Consider the following 22,688-nt stretch of genomic DNA (forward strand, 5'->3'; position numbering starts at 1 on the left):
TGCGCGCCCCGCCCGCTCGGTCGGTCAGAACCCCGTGCGCCCGGGGATCCAGTTGGTGCCCGCCAGCGGAACCCCGGCCATGGCGGCGGCCTCGATGGTCAGGGCGCACAGATCCTCGGGTTCCAGATTGTGGACATGGCTCTTGCCGCAGGCGCGCGCGATGGTCTGACATTCGAGGTTCAGCACCGAAAGGTAGTTGCGCAGCTTGCGCCCGGCCTCGACCGGATCAAGGCGCGCGGCAAGGTCCGGATCCTGCGTGGTGATGCCCGCCGGGTCGCGCCCCTCGTGCCAGTCGTCATAGGCGCCGGTGGTGGTCCCGAGCTTGTTGTACTCGGATTCCCATTTCGGATCGTTGTCGCCGATGGCCACCAGCGCCGCGGTGCCGATGGACACGGCATCCGCCCCCAGCGCCAGCGCCTTGGCCACATCCGCCCCGGTGCGGATGCCGCCCGACACGATCAACTGCACCTCGCGATGCATGCCCAGATCCTGCAACGCCTGCACCGCGGGGCGGATGCAGGCCAGCGTGGGCTGGCCGATATGTTCGATGAACACTTCCTGCGTGGCGGCGGTGCCGCCCTGCATGCCGTCCAGAACCACCACATCGGCACCCGCCTTGACCGCCAGCGCGGTGTCGTAATAGGGGCGCGCGCCGCCGATCTTGACATAGATCGGCTTTTCCCAGCCGGTCACCTCGCGCAGTTCGAGGATCTTGATCTCGAGATCGTCCGGCCCGGTCCAGTCCGGGTGGCGGCACGCCGACCGCTGGTCGATGCCCACCGGCAGGTCGCGCATGCCCGCCACGCGCTCGGTGATCTTCTGGCCCAGAAGCATGCCGCCGCCGCCGGGCTTGGCGCCCTGCCCCACCACCACCTCGATGGCATCGGCGCGGCGCAGGTCGTCGGGGTTCATGCCATAGCGCGAGGGCAGATACTGGTAGACGAGCTTTTCGGAATGGCCGCGCTCTTCCTCGGTCATGCCGCCATCGCCGGTGGTGGTCGAGGTGCCCGCCAGAGTCGCGCCACGGCCCAGGGCCTCTTTCGCGGGGCCCGAGAGCGAGCCGAAGCTCATGCCCGCAATCGTGATCGGCATCGCGATCTCGATGGGTTTCTTGGCAAAGCGGGTGCCCAGCACCACGTTCGTCGCGCATTTCTCGCGGTAACCTTCCAGCGGATAGCGCGAGATCGAGGCGCCGAGGAACAACAGGTCATCGAAATGCGGCACCCGGCGTTTCGCGCCGCCGCCGCGGATGTCGTAGATGCCGGTGGCCGCAGCGCGCCGGATTTCCGAGTTGATCTCGTTCGAGAAGGTCCAGGACTGGCGCGGCGTCGTCGGGGGGGTCTTTTCCATGGGTCGGTCCTCAGTATTCGCCGGCGTGGTCGACGTGGAAGTTGTAGAGCTTGCGGGCAGACCCGTAGCGGCGGAACTCCTCGGGTCTGGCATCCGCGCCCGCCCGGTCCAGCAGATCCCGCAGGATCTCGACATGCTCGGGCCGCATCTCCTTCTCGATGCAGTCGGCGCCCAGCGACTTGACCTTGCCGCGCACGAACAGCCGCGCCTCGTAGATCGAGTCGCCCAGCGCCTCGCCCGCATCGCCCAGCACCACCAGGTTGCCCTTCTGCGCAAGAAAGGCCGACATGTGCCCGACATTGCCATGCACCACGATGTCGATGCCCTTCATCGAGATGCCGCAGCGCGACGAGGCGTTGCCCTTGACCACCAGCAATCCACCATGGCCGGTGGCGCCCGCATACTGGCTGGCGTCACCCTCGATGATGACGGTGCCCGACATCATGTTCTCGGCCACGCCGGGGCCCGCCGAGCCCTCGATCTGGACGGTGGCCTGCTTGTTCATCCCGGCGCAGTAATAGCCCGTGGATCCCTTGACCACGACCTCGATCGGCGCATCCAGCCCAACGGCCACGGCATGCGCGCCGCGGGGGTTTTCCAGCACCCATTTGGTCTGGTTCGTGGTGGTGGTCTGCGCCTGAAGCGCGGCGTTCACCTCGCGCAGCGGCGTTTGCCCCATGTCGATCGTCTGCATGTCTCAACGCTCCCAGAAATAGACGGTGGCGGGCTCGGGTTCCCAGACGCGGGCGTTCTCGATCCCCGGCAGGTCGACCAGCGCGCGGTATTCCGAGGCGAAGGCGACGTAATCATCGGTCTCGGCCATCACCGCGGGCTTGCAGGCGATGGGGTCGCGCACCACGCCAAAGCCGTTATGGGTGCCGGTAACGAAGGTGAAGAACCCGTCCAGATCCTTCAGCGTGCCTTCCAGCGCCTGGCCCAGATTGTCGCCCGCCGCGATGCGGGACGAGATGTAGCAGGCCGCCACCTCGGTATCGTTCTCGGTCTTCGGCACGAAACCCTTGCGGGCCAGCCGCCGACGCATGTCATTGTGGTTCGACAGCGAGCCGTTATGCACAAGGCACTGGTCCTCGGCGGTCGAGAACGGGTGCGCGCCCAGCGTCGTGACCGCGGATTCGGTGGCCATGCGGGTGTGCCCGATGCCGTGGCTGCCGCCCATCGCGCGGATGCCGAAGCGGGCGGCCACATCCTTGGGCAGGCCCACCTCCTTGTAGATTTCCATCGACTTGCCGACGCCCATGATCCTGAGACCGCGCGCGTCAAGAAACGCGCTCGCCGCCCGCTCCGCGCCCTCGGGCACGGTCAGGACGGCATGGGTATCGGCCAGCTTGATCGCCACAGGCTGGCCCAGTTCGGCGCCCAGCACCTCGGCCAGCCCGTCGAAGGCCCCGGCGGGGTCGTCCGACTGGACCGTGATCTTGAGCCCCGCAGCGTCATCGCCATAGATCGCGATCCCGGCGGAATCCGGGCCGCGGTCGGTCATGGTGATGAGCATGTCGGTCAGCATGTCGCCCAGCCGGGGGCGAAGTTCGTCCTTTTTCAGGAACAGGCCAACGATGCCACACATGGTCGTCTCCGTTTCGGTCTTCGGCGTCAACGCCGTCGAGAACCAGTCAAACGCAGGCGCTATTTCCCATCAAGAAAGATTTTTTCTTATTTAGAAAGCCCGACGCACCAGACCGGACCTGCCTGAAATATGTGCAGCCCAAGGTGCAGGCTGACCGAAGGACAGCCGGACAACAGACGCGCCGGGGTGGATAGCGGCCTATTTCTGCTGCGGATAGGTGATGACCGACAGATAGCGCGCAGGCAGCACCACCAGCCGTTCGGGCCCGTGCGGGGCATCCGAGTCGAACAGAAGCGTATCCCCCGGCTCCAGCAGGTAAAGCTGTTCGCCATGGCGGTATTCCACCGCCCCCTCCAGCATGTAGAGCAACTCGATCCCCTCGTGCTGGAACACCGGGAAACGGTCGGCCTCGCTTGACAGGGTGATGAGATAGGGCTCGACCACCACGCCGGAATTGTTCGACCCGATATGGCCGAGCAGATTGTACTGATGGCCCGCCCGGGTGCCCGCGCGGTCGATCTCGACGCCCTGCCCCGCCTTGACATGCATCGCGCCCTTGGTTTTCTCGTAGCCCGAAAAAAGCTGTACCAGCGGCACGCGCAACGCATTGGCCAGCACCTGCAACGTGTTGAGCGAGGGCGAGATCAGACCGTTCTCGATCTTGGACAGCATGCCGACCGAAAGCCCGGTCTGGGCGGCCAGATCGGCGCCCGTCATCCGCTGGCGCTTGCGCAGGTCGCGGACCTGGCGGCCGATAGCCACCTCAAGGTTCTTCTCGCGCAGCTCGCGGACCGCATGGGGATCCTGCGTCAGCCGGGATGCGATGCTTTTCGCCCTGGATTTCATCGCGCGCCCCGTTCTGGCCCCATATTGCGGCACCGGCACCCGCGCCCGCCGCACAAAGGCAGCCGACTTTCTAGCCAAGGCGGGCCGCGGACTCAAGCCATGCCGCCGCGCGCGGTGCGGCAGTCACGGGACAGACGCTGCCGCAGGATTCGGCTTGCAGACCGGCGCGCGGGGCGGTTCTGTCGCCCCCATGACCCGCAGCCCCCCCCGCCAGAGCCCCGATTTCACGCTGGAGACAGACGCCTTCGCCCGGGGCGCCCGCATCGTCGTGGGCGTGGACGAGGTCGGGCGCGGCCCGCTGGCAGGTCCGGTGACGGCCGCAGCGGTGCGGCTGGACCCGGCCGCGATCCCGCCGGGGCTGGACGATTCCAAGCGACTGACCCCCGCCCGCCGCGCGGCACTGGCCGCGACGCTGATGGGCTGCGCCGAGGTCAGCATTGCGCACGCCAGCGTCGCCGAGATCGACACGCTGAACATCCTTGCCGCCAGCCATCTGGCGATGTGCCGCGCCATTGCCGGGCTGTCCTCCCTGCCCGATCTGGCGCTGATCGACGGCAACCTGCTGCCCCGCGACCTGCCCTGCCCGGGCCTTGCCATCGTCAAGGGCGATGCGCGCGCGCTGTCGATCGCGGCGGCCTCGATCGTGGCGAAGGAGGCGCGCGACCGGATCATGGTGGAGCTTGCGCAACACTTCCCCGGTTATGGCTGGGACAGGAACGCGGGCTATCCGACCAGGGCGCATGTTCAGGCGCTTCGAGATATTGGGGTCAGCCCACACCATAGGCGTTCGTTCGCGCCGGTACACAACATATTGTATCAAGATAAAACCGTAAGTAGCTGATTCAAAAAAGAATTTGACGGCGAATCGGGTTTGACTCAGACTCATGGCCAAGGAGCGACACCCGAAACAAGGGTGCGCCACAAGAGGCAGTGACACGAGATGACCAAGGCGAAAGGGGTGGGGACGCTCCCGCTCAACACCATTCTTGCGGGCGATTGCATCGCCGAGATGAACGGCCTCCCCGAGGCCAGCATCGACCTGATCTTTGCCGACCCGCCCTATAACCTGCAATTGCGGGGCGATCTGCATCGGCCCGACAATTCGCGCGTCGATGCGGTGGACGACCATTGGGACCAGTTCGACAGCTTCGCCGCCTATGACCGCTTTACCCGGGACTGGCTGGCCGCGGCGCGGCGGCTGCTGAAACCCAATGGCGCGCTCTGGGTGATCGGAAGTTACCACAACATCTTCCGCCTGGGCGCCGAGTTGCAGAACCAGGGTTTCTGGCTGTTGAACGACGTGGTCTGGCGCAAGTCGAACCCGATGCCGAATTTCAAGGGCAAGCGGCTGACCAACGCACATGAGACGCTGATCTGGGCCTCGAAATCCGAGGGCGCGAAATACACCTTCAACTACGAGGCGCTGAAATCGCTGAACGAGGGCGTGCAGATGCGCAGTGACTGGGTGCTGCCGATCTGCACCGGGCATGAACGGCTGAAGGACGCAAATGGCGACAAGGCCCACCCGACGCAAAAGCCCGAGGCACTGCTGCATCGCGTGCTGCTGGCCACGACCAACCCCGGCGATGTGGTGCTGGACCCGTTCTTCGGCACCGGCACGACCGGGGCCGTTGCCAAGATGCTGGGCCGCGACTTCATCGGGATCGAGCGCGAGGAAAGCTATCGCAAGGTGGCCGAGGCGCGGCTGGCGCGGGTGCGCAAGTTCGACCGCGAGGCGCTGATGGTCTCGACCTCGCGCCGGGCCGAACCGCGGGTGGCCTTTGGCCTGCTGGTCGAACGCGGGATGCTGCGCCCGGGCGAGGTGTTGGTCTCGCCGCGCGGCAAGACCGCCAAGGTGCGCGCCGATGGCACGCTGGTCGGCCCGGACGTGACCGGTTCGATCCACCAGGTCGGCGCGGCGTTCGAGGGGGCGCCCTCGTGCAATGGCTGGACCTACTGGCATTTCCGCCGCGACGGCAAGACCGTGCCCATCGACATCCTGCGCCAGCAGATCCGCGCCGAGATGGCCGAGCGGCCGAACTAGACCCCATCGCTTACCGCCTGTGCCTGCGGCCTTCGGGCTGCTGCGCACAACCTTGCCCCGCCATTCCGATGGCGGGGCTTTTTTTCGCATGGGCCGGGCCGGGGGCTCGGAATCGGCAGGCCCCGCCCTAATCTCCCAACGAAAAGGAGGTGTCACATGCGATTTCTTGTGATTGGCGCGAGCAAGGGCATCGGGCTTGAGACCGTGCGCTACGCCCTGCACCGCGGACATGACGTGCGCGCCTTTGCGCGCAGCGCGGACCGGATCGGGATCGAGGATGCCCGGCTGGAAAAGGTGACCGGCGACGCGCTGAAGCCCGAGGATGTGGCGGCGGCGGTAAAGGGCGTCGATGCGGTGATCGTGGCCCTTGGCATCCCCAAGACGCTGTCGGGGATAGCCGAGCGCACCACGCTGTTTTCCGACGCGACGCGGGTTCTGTTGCCGGCGATGGCGGCGGCGGGGGTGCGGCGGCTTCTGGTCGTCACCGGCTTCGGCGCGGGCGACAGCAAGGACAAAATCAGCACGGTCGAGAAGATCCCGTTCAAGACGCTGCTCGGCCGGGCCTATGCCGACAAGGATGTGCAGGAGGAGATGATCCGCGCCTCGGATCTGGACTGGACAATCGCGCGGCCGGGCATCCTGATGAACCGCCCGCCCAGCCACGCCTACGAGGTGCTGGTCGAGCCCGAAAGCTGGCGCAACGGCCTGATTTCGCGCGGGGATGTCGCGCATTTCCTGGTCCATACGGCCGAGGACGGCAGCCATGTCCACAAGGCGCCCGTCCTGATCCGCTAGCCCCCACCGCAGGGTCAGCTGCCCGCGGGCAAGGGCAGTCTGGCCTCGCGATAGGGCGTCCAGTCGGTGATGTCGGGATAGTATCTGCGCCGCCATGCCCGCACCCGCGGGTTCATCCGCCGCCGCCAGAGCGGCGGGATCATCGCGACCGCCGTCATCGCCGGATAACCCAGCGGCAATTGCGGCGCCTGATCCTCGGGCCAGGTCTGCAACAGCGGGAAACGGCGCTGCGGCTTGCAATGGTGGTCGGAATGGCGCTGAAGGTTGATCAGCAGCCAGTTCGACGCGGTATGCGCCGCGTTCCAACTATGATGCGGCTTGACCGGCTCATAGCGGCCATCACCCAGATAGCGCCGCGTAAGGCCGTAATGCTCGACATAATTGGTCAGTTCCAGTTGCCAGACCGCGACGAAAGCCTGCCACAGGAACAGCGCAAGCCCGGCCCAGCCGCCGATCCAGACCGCAAGCCCGGCCATCGCCAGTTGCAGCGCGCCATAGCGCCAGAACGGGTTCGACAGGTGCCAGACCGGCCGGTTGGCGCGGGCAAGCATCAGCCGTTCCGCGCGCCAGGCGGACGGCAGCCCGGTCGCCAGCACCCGCAGGAAATAGCGGAAGAACCCCTCGTTATAGCGCGCGGTCACGCCGTCGCGGGGGGTGCCGACATGGGGATGGTGGACCAGCAGATGCTCGGTCCGGAAATGGCTGTAAAGCACCGTGGACAGCAGCAGATCACCCAGCCAGCGTTCCAGCCGGGTGCGCTGGTGCAGCAATTCATGCGAATAGACGATCCCGACCGTGCCCGAGATCACGCCCACCCCGAAGAACAGCGCGACGGTTTCAAGCGCCGACAGATGATCGCTGCGGCTGACCCACCAGAGCATCCCGAAGATCGTGACGAACTGGATCGGAAACCAGATCAGCGTGACCAGCCGGTGCCAGAAAAGGGCCTGTTCAGGCGTGTCAGGGTCTGGATTGGTCTCGTTCCGGCCCAGGATCGCGTCAAGCAGCGTGACCGAAACCCAACCGTAAAGCGGCAGCAGGGCCAGCGCCCAGCCGCCGAAGGCAGCGCCAAGGATCGCCATCGGGATCATGCCCAGCGACATCCAGAATGGCAGGGCGGATCGCAGGGGGGAAAGGGGGGCTGTGTCGCTCATCGTGATCTTCCCGTGGTTGCGCGCGCCCGCTCCACAGCCTCTATAGCGCGAAGCCGCGGGCAGGCTCAATCGCAACCGACGCTGGCACGGGCCAGATCGAACGCCTTGCGCATCACGGTCGGCAGGTCCGAGGGGCGGAAATCGCGGTGCGCGACAAACATGCCGCAACGGGGCGTGCAATCGGCGGGCAACTCGGCCACGCGCAGCGCCAGACGCAGGTGGAAATGGGTGAAGGTATGGCGCACCTCGGCCCCCGGATCGCGCCATTCGGCATCGGCGGGGGGGGCACAAACAGGCTCTGTTTCGGCCCAATCCGTGCCCGGCCAGCCCAGCATGCCGCCCAGAAGCCCGCTTTCCGGGCGGCGCTCCAGCAGCCACGCGCCATCGCTTCGGCGGCCGATATAGGCGATGCCAAGCCGCGTGGGTTTCGGGGCTTTCGCCAGCTTGCGCGGCAGGTCGGCCGCGATGCCCTGCGCCCGCGCCGCGCAGGGCGTGCGCAGCGGGCAGATGCCGCAGGCCGGGCGTTTCGGCGTGCAGATCGTCGCACCCAGATCCATCACCGCCTGGGCATGGTCACCGGGGCGCAGCATCGGCGTCAGCCGGGCCGCCAGTGCGGTCAGTTCCGGCTTGGCGGTCGGCAGGGGCGTTTGCACCGCGAAAAGCCGCGCCATCACCCGTTCCACATTGCCATCCACCACCGTCTCGGCCCGGTCAAAGGCGATCGCGGCGATCGCGGCGGCGGTATAGGGGCCGATGCCGGGCAGGGCCAGCAGCCCGTCGCGGCTGTCGGGAAAACGCCCGCCATGGTCCCGCGCCACGGCCCGCGCGCATTTCAACAGGTTGCGCGCCCGCGCGTAATATCCAAGCCCCGCCCATTCGCCCATCACGGCCGCATCCTCGGCCGCGGCCAGCGCCTCGACATCGGGCCAGCGGGCGGTGAAGCGGTAGAAATAATCGCGCACCGCGGCCACGGTGGTCTGTTGCAGCATCACCTCGGACAGCCAGACCGCATAGGGGTCGGGCTGCACCCCCGCCGCCCGCGCCGCAGGCCCCACCCGCCAGGGCAGGTCGCGGGCATGCCGATCATACCAGTCCAGCAACGCCCGGCTCAGCTCCGCGTCACGCAATCTTTATGCCCCCGCCCCGGTCATTTGTCTGGCTGCCCGCCCTCCTGCCGCTTAAGCTAGGCGCAGGCAAGCGAAAGGACAGGCATGGCCAGGCCGGGCGACAGTCACAGCCGACGCAGGCGGGGGTTCGAACCCGCGGCGACGCTGCTGGCCAAGCGCATCCGCAACGCGGGCGAGAAGCGTGGCTTTGCCGTGTCGCGCGTGCTGACCCATTGGGCCGAGATCGTGGGCGAGGACACCGCCCGCATCGCCCGGCCGGTCGAGGTGAAATATGGCCGCGAAGGCTTTGGCGCGACGCTGACGCTGTTGACCACGGGGGCCAATGCCCCGGTGCTGGAAATGCAGAAGGACACGATCCGCGCCAAGGTGAACGCCTGTTACGGCTACAACGCCATCGCGCGTATCCGGCTGACGCAGACCGCGCCCACGGGCTTTGCCGAAGGCCATGCGCAGTTCGCCCCGGCCCCGAGACCCGCCCCGGCCCCGCCCGATCCGGCCATCGCGACAGAGGCCGCCGCCCTGTCCGGCGACGTGCATGACGAGGGGTTGCGCGCAGCCCTTGCCGCGCTTGGCCAAAACGTCCTATCCCGCCCGAAACGCTAGGGAGTCCCGTTCCATGATCCGCATCCTTTCGCTCTCGCTTGGTCTTGTGGCGCTGGCCGCCCTGGGCGGGCTGTGGCTGACCTCGGCGCCAAGCCAGGCGCCCGGCCTGTCGCTGACGCCGGTTCCGGCCGCCCATGCCGAGACGGCGCCGCAGATCGAGTCCTTCACGCTGGGCGATCCCGATGCGCCGATCAGGCTGGAGGAATACGCCTCGTTCACCTGCGGGCATTGCGGCGCCTTCCATGACGAGGTCTTCAAGCAGCTCAAGGCGGAGTATATCGACACCGGCAAGGTGCATTTCACCTATCGCGAAGTCTATTGGGACCCTTACGCGATCTGGGCCGGGCTTCTGGCGCGCTGTGGCGGCGAGATGCGGTTCTTCGGGATCGTGTCCACGATCTACCAGAAACAGCGCGACTGGATCGACCCGAACAACCCTCAGAAGACCGCCGAAAACCTGCGCCAGATCGGGCGTGCGGCCGGACTGGGCAATGACCAGATGGAAGCCTGCCTGAGCGATGCGGCGCTGGCCGCCGCGCTGCGCGACCATTCGGCCGAGATGACCAACAAGGCCGGGGTCAGCGCGACCCCCTCGCTGGTGATCGACGGGCAGCTTTACAAGAACATGCGCTACCGCGATCTGAAGAAGATCCTCGACGACAAGCTGGCCGGATAGCCCATGGCGGCGCCGCTTGCCGGATTGCGGGTCGTCGAACTGGCCCGCATCCTGGCCGGCCCCTGGGCTGGTCAGGTTCTGGCCGATCTGGGCGCCGAGGTCATCAAGGTCGAGTCGCCCGAGGGCGACGATACCCGCCGCTGGGGACCGCCCTTCGTGGAACGCGACGGCGACCGATCGGCTGCCTATTACCATTCCTGCAACCGGGGCAAGCGGTCGGTCGCCTGCGATTTCCGTACGCCCGAGGGACAGGCGCTGGTGCGCGATCTGGCCGCCGGGGCGGATGTGGTGATCGAGAACTTCAAACTCGGCGGTCTTGCGAAATACGGGCTGGATTATCATTCTCTGTCCCGGCTCAACACGGGTCTGATCTATTGCTCGATCACCGGCTTCGGGCAGGACGGCCCCTATGCCCACCGGCCGGGCTATGATGCGATCATTCAGGGCATGTCGGGGCTGATGTCGATCACCGGCACGCCGGACGGCCAGCCGCAAAAGGTGGGCGTGGCGGTGGCCGACATCTTTACCGGAGTCTATGCAGCCACCGCGATCCTGGCCGCGATTCATCAGCGGCAGACAACGGGGCGTGGCCAGCAGATCGACATGGCGCTGTTTGATGTGGCCACGGCGATCACCGCGAACCAGGCGATGAACTACCTGACCACCGGGCAGGCGCCGCAGCGGATGGGAAATGCCCATCCCAACCTCGCACCCTATCAGGTTTTCGACTGCGCCGACGGGCATATCATCATCGCGGTCGGCAATGAGGGGCAATTCGCGCGGCTTTGCGCGCTGCTGGGGCTTTCCGCTCTGGCGGCCGATCCCGCCTTTGCCACCAACCCGGACCGGATCGCGAACCGCGCGGCGCTGATTGACCGGCTTCAGGCCGCGACCCGCCGCTTTGCCCGCGCCGATCTGCTGACAGCCTGCGAGGCGCAGGGCGTGCCCGCCGGGCCGATCAACGATCTGGCCGAGGTCTTTGCCGATCCGCAGATCCGCCATCGCGGGCTGGTCGCAACGCGCGACGGCGTGTCGGGTGTGCGCACGCCCATCGTCTTTTCCGACGCAGAGCTTGCGCTGGACCGGGCCGCGCCGAAACTGGACGAGGATGGCGCTGCGATCCGGCAGGAACTCAGCCGCCGCCAAGCCCCAGCCGATTGAAAAAAGTCTCTATCCCGGCCCAATCCGCGATTTCCAGCCGCACCGGAACCGTCAGCACCTTTTGCCGGAACCCGGGCGGCAGGCGCACCGCGTCCTTTTCGGTGGTCACCAGTTGCGCGCCGATCAGCCTGGCCTCGGTTTCCAGCCGTGTCATCAGGGCGGGCGTCAGCGGCTGGTGATCCTCCAGCGCCTCGGCCCGCATCAGCCGTGCGCCCAGCGCCTCGACCGTGGCAAAGAACTTTTCGGGATGGCCGATGCCCGCAAAGGCCAGCACCCGCAGCCCCGCCCAGTCCATGCCGGTTTCCAGCGGTCTCAGCGCACCGATCAGATGGGGCAGGCGCAGCCCCGAACCCCAGACGGACGCGAAATGGCGCTGGGCCGGGGCCGGGCCGATCGACAGGACCAGATCGGCGCGGGCAAGACCCGTGGGTACCGGTTCGCGCAGCGGCCCTGCGGGGATCACGCGGCCGTTGCCGAACCCCTTGGCGGCATCGACCACGACAATGGACAGATCCTTGGCCAGCGCCGGGTTCTGCAAGCCGTCATCCATCAGGATCGCCTGTGCCCCCGCCGCCACCGCCGCCCGCGCGCCCGCCGCCCGGTCGCGCGCCACCCAGACCGGCACGAAGGCCGCCAGCAAGAGCGGCTCGTCGCCGACATCCGCGGCGCTGTGGCGGCGCTCTTCGACCCTGACCGGGCCCGTAAGCCGCCCGCCATGGCCGCGGCTGACCACATGCGCCGCGACCCCGCGCGCCGCCAGACGCTGCGCCAGCGCGATCACGGTGGGCGTCTTGCCGGTGCCGCCCGCATTGATGTTGCCCACGCAGATCACCGGCACGCCAACCCGTTCGGGCGTACCCCGCCGCAGCCGCCGCGCGGTGCCCAGCGCGTAAAGCGCTCCCAGGGGGGCCAGCGCGCGGGCCGCGATCCCCGGCGCGTCGGGCGGGTTGAACCAGAAACCCGGCGGCCGCATCAGCGCGCCCCCGCAAGGTCGAGGGCTTCGAGCATCCGGCGCACGATGCGGTCGGTGGCCATTGCGCCATCGGTCGAGACCTCCCAGGCGGCGCTGGCCATCTTGGCGGCGCGGTCGGGCGACAGCAGGTCGGCGACCGCCTCTGCCAGCATCCGTTCATCGCGCACCAGCCGGGTCGCACGCGCGGCGGCAAGCCGCTGGAAATGCGCGGCATGGGTGTCCGTGGCCGGGCCATGCACGATGGCCGAGCCCAGCGCGGCGGCGTGATAGGGGTCGGGGCCGCCTTCGCCCGCAAGCGTGCCGCCGACAAAGGTGATCGGCGCAAGCCGCAGCCAGAGCCCCAACTCGCCCTCGGTATCGGCGATCTGAATCTGGGTCTCGGATTCGGGCTCCTCATCGTCGGAGCGCAGCGCCACCACCCAGCCCTCGTCGCGCAGATGCTGCGCCAGCGCCGGACCGCGGGCGGGATCATCGGGGACAAGGAACAGCAACAGCCGGTGCGCCTGACGGATCCCGCGGGCATGGGCCGCGATGATGACGGGTTCTTCGGTCGGACGGGTACAGGCGGCCAGCCAGGCGGGGCGTCCGCCCATCAGGCGGGCAAGAACCTCTCGCTCTGCCTCGCTGCAACGCAGGACCGCGCTGCCTTCGGATAGCGGACCGCAGGGGCTGAGCTGGACCGACGAAACCCCCATCGCCCGCAACTGATCGGCGCCTTGCCGGGTCTGGGCATAGATCCGGTCGAAGCGGCGCAGCAGACGCCGGATCATCCCGCTGCCCAGCCGCCAGCGTCGGCGCCATGCCTCGGGCAGGTCGCGGGCGATCAGGAAAAGCGTGCTGCCGCGGGCATGGGCATGCGCCGCCGTCGTCATCGGCAGGGTCTCGGGGTAGAAGATGCAGATGTCGGGCCGCCATGCCGCGAGGAAATCGGCGGCGCCGCGCGCCGTGTCACGCGGGGCGGCGCAATGATGCAGCGCAGGCATCCGCGCGCCGGTCCTGTTCGGCGGCGCGTCATCGCCGGTCACCAGAAAGGTCAGTCCCTGCCGCTCGGCATGCAGCATGCGGATCAGTTCGGCAGCGGCAGGCCATTCCGCGGGCGGCGGCGCGTGCAGCCAGACCACCGGGCCCTCGGGCCGCGCCGCCGGTTCCTGCCCCCCACCCGCCATCCGCGCCGCTTTCAGGTTCCGAGTTCCTCGGTCGGCCCGGCCTCGGCCTCTTCGTCGCGCAGCCGATGGATATGGGCGATGAAATAGCGCATATGGGCGTTGTCCACGGTGCGCTGGGCCTCGGCCTTCCAGGCCGCATGGGCGCTGGCATAGTCGGGGAACATGCCGACGATATGAATGTCGTCCGTGTTGCGAAACACCGTGCGGCCGGGATCGACCAGTTCGCCGCCGAACACCAGATGAAGGCGCTGGGTCATCGTCATCCCCCTTGGGTCTGCCTTGCCGTCAGCCGCACCCTAGACCAAGCAAGGGGGGCGCGAAAGGGCGCATCGGGGCGTCAGGCCAGCCGCGAGATCACCTCGTCATGCAGCGGCGGCGGCGCGGCGATCACCCCGCGCGATACCGGGATCGCGGTATTGAAGGCCAGCGCGGCACCCGCCCGGTCGGTGACCCGCGCGCCCGCCTCGGTGACGATCAGGCTGCCTGCCGCGGTGTCCCAGTCCCAGCTGTCGCGCAGGGTCAGCATCGCGTCGAACCGCCCCTCGGCCACCAGGCACAGCCGATAGGCCAGCGAGGCGCGCAGCGAACGGTGGACAGAGGGCGGCGGCCCCGACCAGTGCCGCGGCTCAAGCGCCGGGCGCGAGGTCAGCACCGCGGCGCCGTCAAGCCGCGCCCGCCCGCTGGCCCGGATCGCCGCGCCGTTCAGCGTGGCGCCGCCCCCGGCGGTTGCGGCGTAAAGCTTGTCCAGCATCGGCAGATAGACCGCGGCGGCCACCACCCGGCCCGCCTCGGCCACGGCCAACGCATGGGCAAAGGACTTGTCGCCCTCGATGAAGGCGCGGGTGCCGTCCAGCGGATCGACCACGAAAAGGCGCTCGGCGCCCAGCCGCGCGGGGGTATCCTCGGTTTCCTCGGACAGCCAGCCATAGCCCGGCCGCGCTGCCATCAGACGCTCGCGCAGCATGGCGTCGATTTCCAGATCGGCCTCGGTCACGGGGCCCTGATGGCCGGGCTTTTCCCAGACGCGCAGCCTGCGTTTCCAGTGGCGTTCGGCGATCATGCCTGCGGCCTCGGCCGCCTCGATCAGCAGCGCAAGGTCAGTCGCCGGCAAGCGTCAGCCCCTCGACCAGCAGGCTTGGCACCCGATGCGACTTGTGATCACGGGAATCGTTGGCCGGAACGATCCGGCGCAGCATGTCGGGCAGGCTGCCGGCGATGGTGCATTCGTTGACCGGCCAGGCGATCTGCCCGTTCTCGACCCAGAAGCCCGCAGCGCCGCGCGAATAATCGCCCGTGGTCGGGTTGATCGTGCTGCCGATCATCGAGGTCACCAGCAGCCCGGTGCCCATCTCGGCGATCAGGTCGTCGCGCGAGCGCGTGCCCGGCGTCAGCGTGACATTGCCCGCCGAGGGCGACGGCGGCGAGGAGACGCCGCGCGCGGCATTCGCGGTGCTTTCCAGCCCCAGCTTGCGCGCGGTGCCCAGATCCAGCACCCATCCCGCCAGCACACCGTCCGCGACCAGCGCGCGCCGCGCGGTCGCCAGCCCCTCGCCATCGAAGGGGCGCGAGCCTGAAATGCGCGGGCGCTGCGGTTCGGCGATCAGCGACAGGCCCGCGGGCAGCACCGCCTGCCCCATCAGATCGCGCGCCCATGAGGCGCCGCGCACGATGGCGGTGCCGTTGATCGCCGACAGCAGATGCCCGATCAGCGATGCGGCCACACGCTCGTCGAACAGCACCGGATAGGCGCCAGTCCTGGGTCTGCGCGGCGCGGCGCGTTCGATCGTGCGTTCCCCGGCAATGCGGCCGATTTCTTCGGGGCCGGGCAGATCGGCCTGAAAGACCCGCGCCTCGTGGCACCAGTCGCGTTCCATCCCCGTGCCCTCGCCGCAGATCGCGACGCAGGATGTCGAGCGGATGGTCCGCTCGTATCCGCCCGCAAAGCCGTTCGTCGCGGCCAGAAACAGCCGCTGCCGGTGATAGCCCGCGCCCGCCGATTCGATCTGGGTGATGCCCCGGACGGCACGCGCGGCGGCCTCGGCCCGGCGCGCATCCTCTTCCAGCGTGCCGGGTTCGGGTTCGGCTGCGGGATCGGCCAGTTCCAGCGCGGCGATGTCGATCTCTCGGGCGATCTGGCCGGACTCGGCCAGCCCCACGGTCGGATCCTCTGGCGCCTCGCGCGCCATGGCGACGGCGCGTTCGGCCATCTCGGCCAGCGTCGCGGGCCGCGTGTCCGAGGCCGAGACACAAGCCTGCCGCCGCCCGATCAGCACGCGCAGCCCGATCTCAGTGCTTTCGGCGCGCTCGGCCTGTTCCAGCCGCCCGCCGCGCACGTCGATCGACAGCGACGCCTCTGCAACCGCCAGCGCATCCGCCGCGTCGGCACCGGCCTTGATCGCGGCATCCAGCAGCGCGGCGGTCAGCGTTTCGATTGTGTCTGGCATCGGGCCTCCGGCGAAGACTGTGGCGTTCAGTTAGGCCGCGCCCACCCCCCGCGCAAGCCCGCGCGAGGGGTGGGCAGCCGCGCGCTCAGCGCAGCCGCTGGCCGTTCGCCACCACCTGACCGTCGGGCGTGACCTCGATCTGCGAACTCAGCGTGTCGCCCTCGCCGGTGGGTCGGGCGAACATGCCCAGCATCATGCGCATGCCCATTGCCTGATCCGGCGGGACCAGCCCCATCGCCACAAGCCGGTCAAGCAGCGTGTTCCCCCCCGCAAGCCGCAGCGCGATCCCGCCGGTGGGCCGGGGCATCCCGTCAAACGTGACCTTGTCGGAATTGTCGAAGACAAAGGCTCCGTTGCCGGTCAGTTCCACCCCGGCAAGGCTGAGCTTCAGATCCTTGACGTTCAGCTCGTGCAGTTCGGCGGGCGCCTCGGGTGACTGGGCAACCGCCGGGTTGGTCAGGTCGGACAGAAGCCGCACCTTGCCCGCCAGGTCGATCACCAGCGTCGCCGGATCGCGCGGCAACTGTCCCGAGGGGTCGAACATGGCCCAGATGCCGTCGCTGACCGTCAGCCCGGCAATCCGGGTCAGCAGCCCGAAATCAGAGGGCGCCGCGCTCTGGACCATGGGCATGCGGAAGCTGAAGGCGCTGTCGTCAAAGGCGACGTCGATCCGGGGCAGCGGCAGCGCCGAACCGGAAATCCCGATCTGCCCCTTGGTCGAGCGCACATCATACAGCATGCCGCCATCGGCCAGCGCGAAATCCAGCGTCCCGGGCCCAAGCGTTGCCGCGACATTCGTGGTCTCGCCCGCCTGCGCCATGTCGACGGCATAGGCCATGCCGCCATGGGCGATCTTGCCGGTCGAGGCGAAACCCGCCGCCAGCATCGCGCCCAGATCGGTGCTCGGCATCGCCGCGGGCACCGTGCTGGCCGAGGACGCGACCAGATCGGTCATCTCGCCGCCCAGCTTGAAACGCGCCCCGTCCTCGGGATTGGTCGCATTCATGTCAAGCCGCGCGGTGGCGGCGTTCAGCACACCCTCGATCCGGCCGGTCGCGCCCTCGGCCATGGTGTAGCCGCCGGAAATCCCGCGCGCCGACATCTGCATCGCCATGTCCATCGGCTGGCCATCGACCAGCATCTGGTCGAGGGTAAACGACGCCTCGGGCGCGGCGAACTCATAGGCGATGGCGCTGGCATTGCCGCGGGCGGTCATGCTGAGATCGCGCTGGCGCAGCGTCATCTTCATCTCGACGCGCTCGCCCGTCTCGGATGTCGATGACACGACCAGCGGATAGTCCGGCGCAAGGCGGATCGACACCGACCCGTCGCGGTTCTCGGTAAAGGCGATGTCGCCCATCGCGCCCGAGGCCGAGCCGGTGGCGGTTTCCATCGCCATGGTCACGTCACGGACGGTCAGGGTGTCGCCCGACTTCGTTTCGCTGCCGGAAATGGTCTGGCCGGACCTCTCGGCCAGCGCCTTCCACGAGGCCCAGACCTCGGCGGCGGTCAGATCAGCCCAGGCCGGCGCGGCGATGGCCAGCGCGGCGACGATGGCCCCGGCAGAGGCCGAGATGCGCAGCAGCATGTGTTCCCTTTCATGGCAGGATGTCAGACCTGAATGTCGGTGCTTGGCCGGGGGGAGTCAACGCCACGTTGCTCTGGTCTGCCGCCAGAGGCTGGGCTAGGACTTGGCCCGAGGCATTGTGCTGACGATGAGGGGTAACATGGGTGAATTGTCGGGCAAGAGCGTTCTGATCACGGGGGCCAGCCGCGGCATCGGCGCCGCCGCCGCACGCGCCTTTGCCGAAGCCGGGGCAAGGGTGGCGCTGGCCGCGCGCAGCGAACAGGCGATGGCCAGCATCGCGCGCGAGATCGGCGGCGGCGCCATCGCCCTGCCCTGCGACGTGGCCGATTTCGCGCAGGTCGCGGACGCGGTGCGCACCACGGTCACGGCTTTCGGGCAGATCGACATTCTGGTGAACAATGCCGCCGTGATCGAACCCATCGCGCGCTTGCAGGATGCCGATCCCGGCGACTGGGCGGCGGCGATAGACATCAACCTCAAGGGTGTCTTCCACGGCTTTCGCGCGGCGATGCCGGTGATGGCGGCAGCAGGCGGCGGCACGATCCTGACCATCGGCTCGGGCGCGGCCCATAACGCGATGGAGGGCTGGAGCGCCTATTGCACCGCCAAGGCCGGGGCCGCGATGCTGACCCGCTGCGCCGATCTAGAAGGCCGCGCGCAGGGCATCAGGGCGCTGTCGCTGTCGCCCGGCACGGTCGCGACCGACATGCAGAAGACGATCCGCGAAAGCGGCGTGAACCCGGTCAGCCGTCTGGACTGGGCCGAGCATGTCCCCCCCGCCTGGCCCGCCCGCGCGCTGGTCTGGATGTGCAGCGCGGATGCAGACGAGTTCCTGGGCCAAGAGGTGTCGCTGCGCGAACGCGCGATCCGCCGCCGCGCGGGGTTGCCCTCGTGATCGGGCTGGACAAGGACGGCGCGCGCTGGGTTGTGACCCTGAACCGGCCCGACAAGGCCAATTCGCTGACCCGCGCCATGCTGGGAGATCTGGACGACATTCTGTCCGAAGCCGCGCGCGAGGGCATCGCGGCGCTGGTCATCACCGGCGCGGGCAAGGTGTTCAGCGCGGGCGCCGATCTGGACGAGGCGAAGGCGGGACTGGCCACAGATCCGGTCTGGGAAAGCGTCTCGGGCCGGATCGTGGCGCTGGACGCTCTGACGGTGGCGGCGCTGAACGGCACGCTGGCGGGCGGCGCCTTTGGCATGGCGCTGGCCTGCGATCTGCGGATTGCCGTGCCCGAGGCGAAATTCTTCTATCCGGTGATGAAGCTCGGCTTCCTGCCGCAACCCTCCGATCCCGGGCGGCTGGCGGCGCTGATCGGCCCGGCGCGGGCCAAGCTGATCCTGATGGGCGGCGCCAGGGTCAGCGCCGACGAGGCGCTGGGCTTCGGGCTGGTGGACCGGCTGGTGCCGCCGGACGGGCTGATGGAGGCGGCGGACGAGCTGGCTCAGGCCCCGCTGGCCGCGACGCGCGCGCACCGGGCCGCGATCAAGGCGATGTGCGAGGGGCGCAAACCCTAGCGCCAGAGCCTTGCTGTGGCGTTGACGGCGCCATGCGGCAGGGCATAGAACAGGCCCGGCAGGCGACAGGACCGGACCGCAAGAGCCCCTGACGTTCCCGCGCGTCCTGCGCCGGGGGGCAGATCATCGGGCAACCCTTTGCCCTTGCCGGGCAGCAACCTCTCTGGATCAGGGGCCGACGTGGCGAATTTCCTTTACGACCGAGACCTTCCTGACGGCCTAGACCTTGGCGCGATGGTCGCCATCGACTGCGAGACGATGGGGCTGAACCCGCATCGCGACCGGCTGTGCGTGGTGCAGCTTTCGGGTGGGGACGGCAATGCGCATATCGTGCAGATCGCCAGGGGCCAGACCGAGGCGCCGAACCTGACCCGGATGCTGGCCGATCCGGCGGTGCTGAAGCTGTTTCATTTCGGCCGGTTCGACATTGCCGCGCTGTTCAATGCCTTTGGCGTCGTGACGGCGCCGGTCTATTGCACCAAGATCGCCTCGAAACTGGTGCGCACCTATACCGACCGGCACGGGCTGAAATACCTGCTTCAGGAATTGCTGAACGTCGACATATCGAAACAGCAGCAAAGCTCGGACTGGGGCGCGGCCGAGCTGAGTGCGGCGCAGCTTGACTATGCAGCGTCGGACGTGCTGCACCTGCATGCGCTGAAGGCCATTCTGGACGCGATGCTGGAACGCGAGGGGCGGGCGGACATGGCGCAGGCCTGTTTCGGCTTTCTGCCGATGCGCGCACGGCTGGATCTTGAAGGCTGGCCCGAGATCGACATCTTTGCCCATTGAGGCCAAGCCATGAACCGCGACACTTACATAGCCATCGGCCGCCGGGTTCTGACCAGCGAGGCCAGGGCGCTGGCCAGTCTGTCCGAGGCCCTGGATGACAGTTTCGCGGCGGCGGTCGAACTGATCCTGGCCGCCGAGGGCCGGGTGATCGTCTCGGGCATGGGCAAATCGGGCCATGTGGCGCGCAAGATCGCGGCCACCTTCGCCTCGACCGGCACGCCCGCGCATTTCGTCCACCCCGCCGAGGCCAGCCATGGCGATCTGGGCATGCTGGCACGGGGCGATGTCTGCCTTGTGCTGTCGAATTCGGGCGAGACGCCGGAACTGGCCGATATCGTCGCCCATACCCGCCGCTTCGCGATTCCGTTGATCGGGGTGGCGGGGCGCGCGGACAGCACGCTGTTGCGCCAGTCCGATGTGGCGCTGGTGCTGCCGCCCGCCGACGAGGCCTGCCCGATGGGCCTTGCGCCCACCACCTCGACCACGATGACGCTGGCGCTGGGCGATGCGCTGGCCGTGGCGCTGATGGAACATCGCCAGTTCACCCCCGAGGCATTCCGCGCCTTTCACCCGGGCGGCAAGCTGGGCGCGCGGCTGTCCAAGGTGGGCGATCTGATGCATGGCGGCGCCGATCTGCCGCTGGTGCCGCTGGGCACGCCGATGGCCGAGGCGCTGCTGACCATGAGCGGCAAGAGCTTCGGCGTGGTGGGCGTGACCGATGCCGATGGCCGGCTGGCGGGCATTGTCACCGATGGCGACCTGCGCCGGAACATGGCGGGGCTGCTCGAACGCAATGTCGATCAGGTGATGACCCGCGCGCCGCTGACCATCGGCCCCGACGATCTGGCCGAAAAGGCGCTGGGCGTGATGAACGGGCGCAAGATCACCTGCCTGTTCGTGGTGGGCGCCGAGGGGCGACCGCAGGGCATCCTGCATATCCACGACTGCCTGCGCGCCGGGATCGCCTGAGGCATGGCCTCGTATGACAACGCCTATTCCCGGTTCATCGCGCTGGCGAGGATCGTGCTGCCGCTGGCCGCGCTGGGGATCCTCTCGACGCTGTTCCTGTTCTCGCGCGATACGCCATCGGGCGACGAACTGCCCTATTCGCAGGTCGATGTGGACGAACTGATCCGCGAACAGCGGATCGGCACGCCGAACTATGCGGGCGTCACGCAGGACGGCACGGCCATCGCGTTCCGGGCCGAAACCGCGCGGCCCGATCCCGACATCTCTGGCCGCGCCTCGGCCGAGGCGATGCGTGCCCGGCTCGACATGCCCGATGGCAGCCATGCCGACATCGCTGCCCGGCGCGGCATCGTCGATACCGGCGCGGGGGTCGCGGTGCTGGATGGCGCGGCGCAGATCGACACTTCGACCGGCTACACCGTGCGCGCAATGCGCCTGACCGCAGCGCTGGAACGGACCGATGTGCTGGGCGAGGGGCCGGTCACCGCCGAGGGGCCGCCCGGCCGGATCGAGGCGGGAGCGATGCAGCTCAGCACCGATCCCGGAAACGAAGACAGATACGTTCTGGTTTTCAAGGACGGCGTCAGGCTGGTATATGATCCGGAGCGTTAGGGGAAAGGTCTTGCTCTTGTCGTTTCGCGTTGCCCTGGCCGCGATGGCCCTTGCCTGTGGCGCGTCGGTGGCCCTGTCCCAGGGCGCCGAGATCGCGTTCGGTACGCTTGCCCATGACCAGTCCCAGCCCGTCGAGGTTACCGCCGACCGGCTGACCGTCGATCAGACCGATGGCACCGCGATCTTTTCCGGCGGCGTTCTTGTGGGGCAGGGCGAAATGCGGCTTTCGGCCGACGAGGTGCTGGTGGTCTACGACACCGAGGCCGAGGCATCGGGGCGCATCGCGCGGATGGAGGCGCAGGGCAAGGTCGTGCTGGCGCTGGGCGACGAGGCCGCCGAGGCCGAGCGGGCAGTCTATACCATCGACGCGGGGACCATCGTGATGACCGGCAGCGTGCTGCTGACCCAGGGCCAGAGCGCGATTTCGGGCGAGCGGCTGGTGGTCAATCTGGACCGCGGCACCGGCACGATGGAGGGTCGCGTCCGCACCGTTCTGCAACCCGGCAGCCCGCGATGATCGGGCGCACCGATCTGAGCGTTGCCGAAGGCGCGGCCGGGCTGCGCGTGCGCGATCTGCGCAAGAACTACCGCCGCCGCCCGGTGATCCGCGATGTCAGCCTGACGCTCGACCGCGGCGAGGTGGTGGCGCTGCTGGGGCCGAACGGCTCGGGCAAGACCACCTGCTTTTACGCCATCGCGGGGCTTGTGATGCCCGAGGGCGGGCGCGTCACCATCGACGGGCGCGATGTCACCGGGCTGCCGATGTATCGCCGCGCGCGGCTGGGGATCGGCTATCTGCCGCAGGAAGTGTCGATCTTTCGCGGGCTCAGCGTCGAAGACAACATCCTCGCGATCCTCGAACTGGTCGAGAGCGACCGCCACAAGCGGCGCGAGCGGCTTGAGGAATTGCTGTCGGAATTCTCGATCGAGCATCTGCGCCGGGCCTCGGCGCTGTCGCTGTCGGGCGGCGAAAGGCGACGGGTCGAAATTGCGCGCTGCCTGGCCGCGAACCCGAAATACCTGTTGCTGGACGAACCCTTTGCGGGCGTCGATCCGATTGCGGTGGGCGAGATCCGCGCGTTGGTGGCCGATCTCCGGACGCGCGGCATCGGCGTTCTGATTACCGATCACAATGTCCGCGAAACGCTGGAAATCGTGGACCGTGCCTATATCCTGCATGACGGCAAGGTGCTGATGAGCGGCACCACCCAGGAGGTCGTCCGCGACGAGAATGTGCGCCGCGTCTATCTTGGCCAGAGTTTCCGGATTTCGTGACGGCAGGACA

Annotated in this window: 25 protein-coding genes; 13 read left to right on the plus strand and 12 right to left on the minus strand. The window is 68.3% G+C overall.

Going from position 1 to position 22,688, the window contains the following annotated elements:
• Positions 1-24: 24 nt before the first annotated feature.
• From GH815_RS02145 to GH815_RS02160, 4 genes are all read right to left on the minus strand, one after another.
• Positions 25-1,350 carry an FMN-binding glutamate synthase family protein gene (locus GH815_RS02145; protein ID WP_153747095.1) on the minus strand — a complete coding sequence of 442 codons (1,326 nt, stop codon included), beginning with the start codon at positions 1,348-1,350 and terminating at the stop codon, positions 25-27.
• Positions 1,351-1,360: 10 nt separating this feature from the next.
• On the minus strand, positions 1,361-2,044 hold the full coding sequence (locus tag GH815_RS02150; RefSeq protein WP_153747096.1) for a GltB/FmdC/FwdC-like GXGXG domain-containing protein: 684 nt from the start codon (positions 2,042-2,044) through the stop codon (positions 1,361-1,363).
• Positions 2,045-2,047: 3 nt separating this feature from the next.
• Positions 2,048-2,935, minus strand: a complete 888-nt coding sequence (locus GH815_RS02155) for a class II glutamine amidotransferase (RefSeq protein ID WP_153747097.1) — start codon at positions 2,933-2,935, stop codon at positions 2,048-2,050.
• Positions 2,936-3,133: 198 nt separating this feature from the next.
• Positions 3,134-3,781 (minus strand): helix-turn-helix domain-containing protein, encoded by a 648-nt coding sequence (locus GH815_RS02160; RefSeq protein ID WP_153747098.1) that lies wholly within the window; start codon positions 3,779-3,781, stop codon positions 3,134-3,136.
• Between the two features lie 190 nt (positions 3,782-3,971).
• Between GH815_RS02160 and GH815_RS02165 the strand changes: the two genes are divergently transcribed.
• From GH815_RS02165 to GH815_RS02175, 3 genes are all read left to right on the plus strand, one after another.
• Positions 3,972-4,622: a ribonuclease HII gene (locus GH815_RS02165; RefSeq protein ID WP_153747099.1), complete on the plus strand. Its 651-nt coding sequence runs from the start codon at positions 3,972-3,974 to the stop codon at positions 4,620-4,622.
• Positions 4,623-4,721: 99 nt separating this feature from the next.
• On the plus strand, positions 4,722-5,825 hold the full coding sequence (locus GH815_RS02170) for a site-specific DNA-methyltransferase (protein WP_153747100.1): 1,104 nt from the start codon (positions 4,722-4,724) through the stop codon (positions 5,823-5,825).
• A gap of 156 nt (positions 5,826-5,981) precedes the next feature.
• On the plus strand, positions 5,982-6,620 hold the full coding sequence (locus tag GH815_RS02175) for an NAD(P)-dependent oxidoreductase (RefSeq protein ID WP_153747101.1): 639 nt from the start codon (positions 5,982-5,984) through the stop codon (positions 6,618-6,620).
• Positions 6,621-6,634: 14 nt separating this feature from the next.
• Here the strand turns inward: GH815_RS02175 and GH815_RS02180 are convergent, their stop codons facing one another.
• Positions 6,635-7,774, minus strand: coding sequence for an alkane 1-monooxygenase (locus GH815_RS02180; protein ID WP_153747102.1), 1,140 nt, complete (start codon positions 7,772-7,774; stop codon positions 6,635-6,637).
• 65 nt (positions 7,775-7,839) lie between these two features.
• Entirely contained in the window at positions 7,840-8,901 is a 1,062-nt protein-coding gene (mutY, locus tag GH815_RS02185; RefSeq protein WP_246176278.1) for an A/G-specific adenine glycosylase, read from the minus strand.
• A gap of 84 nt (positions 8,902-8,985) precedes the next feature.
• Here mutY and GH815_RS02190 point away from each other — a divergent pair, with 84 nt between their 5' ends.
• The 3 genes from GH815_RS02190 to GH815_RS02200 are packed head-to-tail and all read left to right on the plus strand — an operon-like array spanning position 8,986 to position 11,341.
• Positions 8,986-9,504, plus strand: a complete 519-nt coding sequence (locus GH815_RS02190; RefSeq protein ID WP_153747103.1) for a DUF721 domain-containing protein — start codon at positions 8,986-8,988, stop codon at positions 9,502-9,504.
• 13 nt (positions 9,505-9,517) lie between these two features.
• On the plus strand, positions 9,518-10,180 hold the full coding sequence (locus GH815_RS02195; protein ID WP_170290276.1) for a DsbA family protein: 663 nt from the start codon (positions 9,518-9,520) through the stop codon (positions 10,178-10,180).
• 3 nt (positions 10,181-10,183) lie between these two features.
• A complete protein-coding gene (locus GH815_RS02200) occupies positions 10,184-11,341 on the plus strand; it encodes a CaiB/BaiF CoA transferase family protein (RefSeq protein ID WP_153747105.1) in 1,158 nt (385 codons plus the stop codon).
• Here GH815_RS02200 and lpxK read toward each other — a convergent pair.
• The 6 genes from lpxK to GH815_RS02230 form a co-directional block, all read right to left on the minus strand.
• Entirely contained in the window at positions 11,313-12,314 is a 1,002-nt protein-coding gene (gene lpxK / locus GH815_RS02205) for a tetraacyldisaccharide 4'-kinase (RefSeq protein ID WP_153747106.1), read from the minus strand. The two genes, GH815_RS02200 and lpxK, sit on opposite strands and share 29 nt — an antisense overlap.
• Complete coding sequence (locus GH815_RS02210; protein WP_153747107.1) at positions 12,314-13,480, minus strand: 3-deoxy-D-manno-octulosonic acid transferase; 1,167 nt, start codon at positions 13,478-13,480, stop codon at positions 12,314-12,316. The genes lpxK and GH815_RS02210 overlap by 1 nt, the downstream gene beginning before the upstream one ends.
• An 11-nt stretch (positions 13,481-13,491) precedes the next feature.
• A complete protein-coding gene (locus GH815_RS02215) occupies positions 13,492-13,737 on the minus strand; it encodes a DUF4170 domain-containing protein (protein WP_132693343.1) in 246 nt (81 codons plus the stop codon).
• Between the two features lie 80 nt (positions 13,738-13,817).
• The gene (locus GH815_RS02220) at positions 13,818-14,591 is read right to left on the minus strand and encodes an inositol monophosphatase family protein (RefSeq protein ID WP_153747108.1); all 774 of its coding nucleotides are present in this window, start codon (positions 14,589-14,591) and stop codon (positions 13,818-13,820) included.
• Complete coding sequence (locus tag GH815_RS02225) at positions 14,578-15,924, minus strand: TldD/PmbA family protein (RefSeq protein WP_153747109.1); 1,347 nt, start codon at positions 15,922-15,924, stop codon at positions 14,578-14,580. Before GH815_RS02225 ends, GH815_RS02220 begins: the two co-directional genes overlap by 14 nt.
• An 85-nt stretch (positions 15,925-16,009) precedes the next feature.
• The gene (locus GH815_RS02230) at positions 16,010-17,512 is read right to left on the minus strand and encodes a DUF2125 domain-containing protein (protein WP_153747110.1); all 1,503 of its coding nucleotides are present in this window, start codon (positions 17,510-17,512) and stop codon (positions 16,010-16,012) included.
• Between the two features lie 139 nt (positions 17,513-17,651).
• On the opposite strand from GH815_RS02230, the gene GH815_RS02235 reads away from it, so the two are divergent.
• The 7 genes from GH815_RS02235 (at position 17,652) to lptB (ending at position 22,678) form a co-directional block, all read left to right on the plus strand.
• Positions 17,652-18,407 (plus strand): SDR family oxidoreductase, encoded by a 756-nt coding sequence (locus GH815_RS02235; protein ID WP_153747111.1) that lies wholly within the window; start codon positions 17,652-17,654, stop codon positions 18,405-18,407.
• Positions 18,404-19,030: an enoyl-CoA hydratase/isomerase family protein gene (locus tag GH815_RS02240; protein ID WP_343030614.1), complete on the plus strand. Its 627-nt coding sequence runs from the start codon at positions 18,404-18,406 to the stop codon at positions 19,028-19,030. The genes GH815_RS02235 and GH815_RS02240 overlap by 4 nt, the downstream gene beginning before the upstream one ends.
• Before the next feature lie 180 nt (positions 19,031-19,210).
• Entirely contained in the window at positions 19,211-19,822 is a 612-nt protein-coding gene (locus tag GH815_RS02245) for a ribonuclease D (RefSeq protein ID WP_343030615.1), read from the plus strand.
• Positions 19,823-19,831: 9 nt separating this feature from the next.
• On the plus strand, positions 19,832-20,791 hold the full coding sequence (locus GH815_RS02250) for a KpsF/GutQ family sugar-phosphate isomerase (protein ID WP_153747112.1): 960 nt from the start codon (positions 19,832-19,834) through the stop codon (positions 20,789-20,791).
• Positions 20,792-20,794: 3 nt separating this feature from the next.
• Entirely contained in the window at positions 20,795-21,403 is a 609-nt protein-coding gene (locus GH815_RS02255) for a hypothetical protein (protein WP_153747113.1), read from the plus strand.
• 16 nt (positions 21,404-21,419) lie between these two features.
• Positions 21,420-21,920 carry a lipopolysaccharide transport periplasmic protein LptA gene (gene lptA, locus GH815_RS02260; RefSeq protein WP_407072152.1) on the plus strand — a complete coding sequence of 167 codons (501 nt, stop codon included), beginning with the start codon at positions 21,420-21,422 and terminating at the stop codon, positions 21,918-21,920.
• The gene (gene lptB, locus GH815_RS02265) at positions 21,917-22,678 is read left to right on the plus strand and encodes an LPS export ABC transporter ATP-binding protein (protein ID WP_153747115.1); all 762 of its coding nucleotides are present in this window, start codon (positions 21,917-21,919) and stop codon (positions 22,676-22,678) included. The genes lptA and lptB overlap by 4 nt, the downstream gene beginning before the upstream one ends.
• Positions 22,679-22,688: the final 10 nt, after the last annotated feature.

The sequence above is a fragment of the Rhodovulum strictum genome (assembly GCF_009649175.1).
GTDB classification, from domain to species: Bacteria; Pseudomonadota; Alphaproteobacteria; order Rhodobacterales; family Rhodobacteraceae; genus Rhodovulum; species Rhodovulum strictum.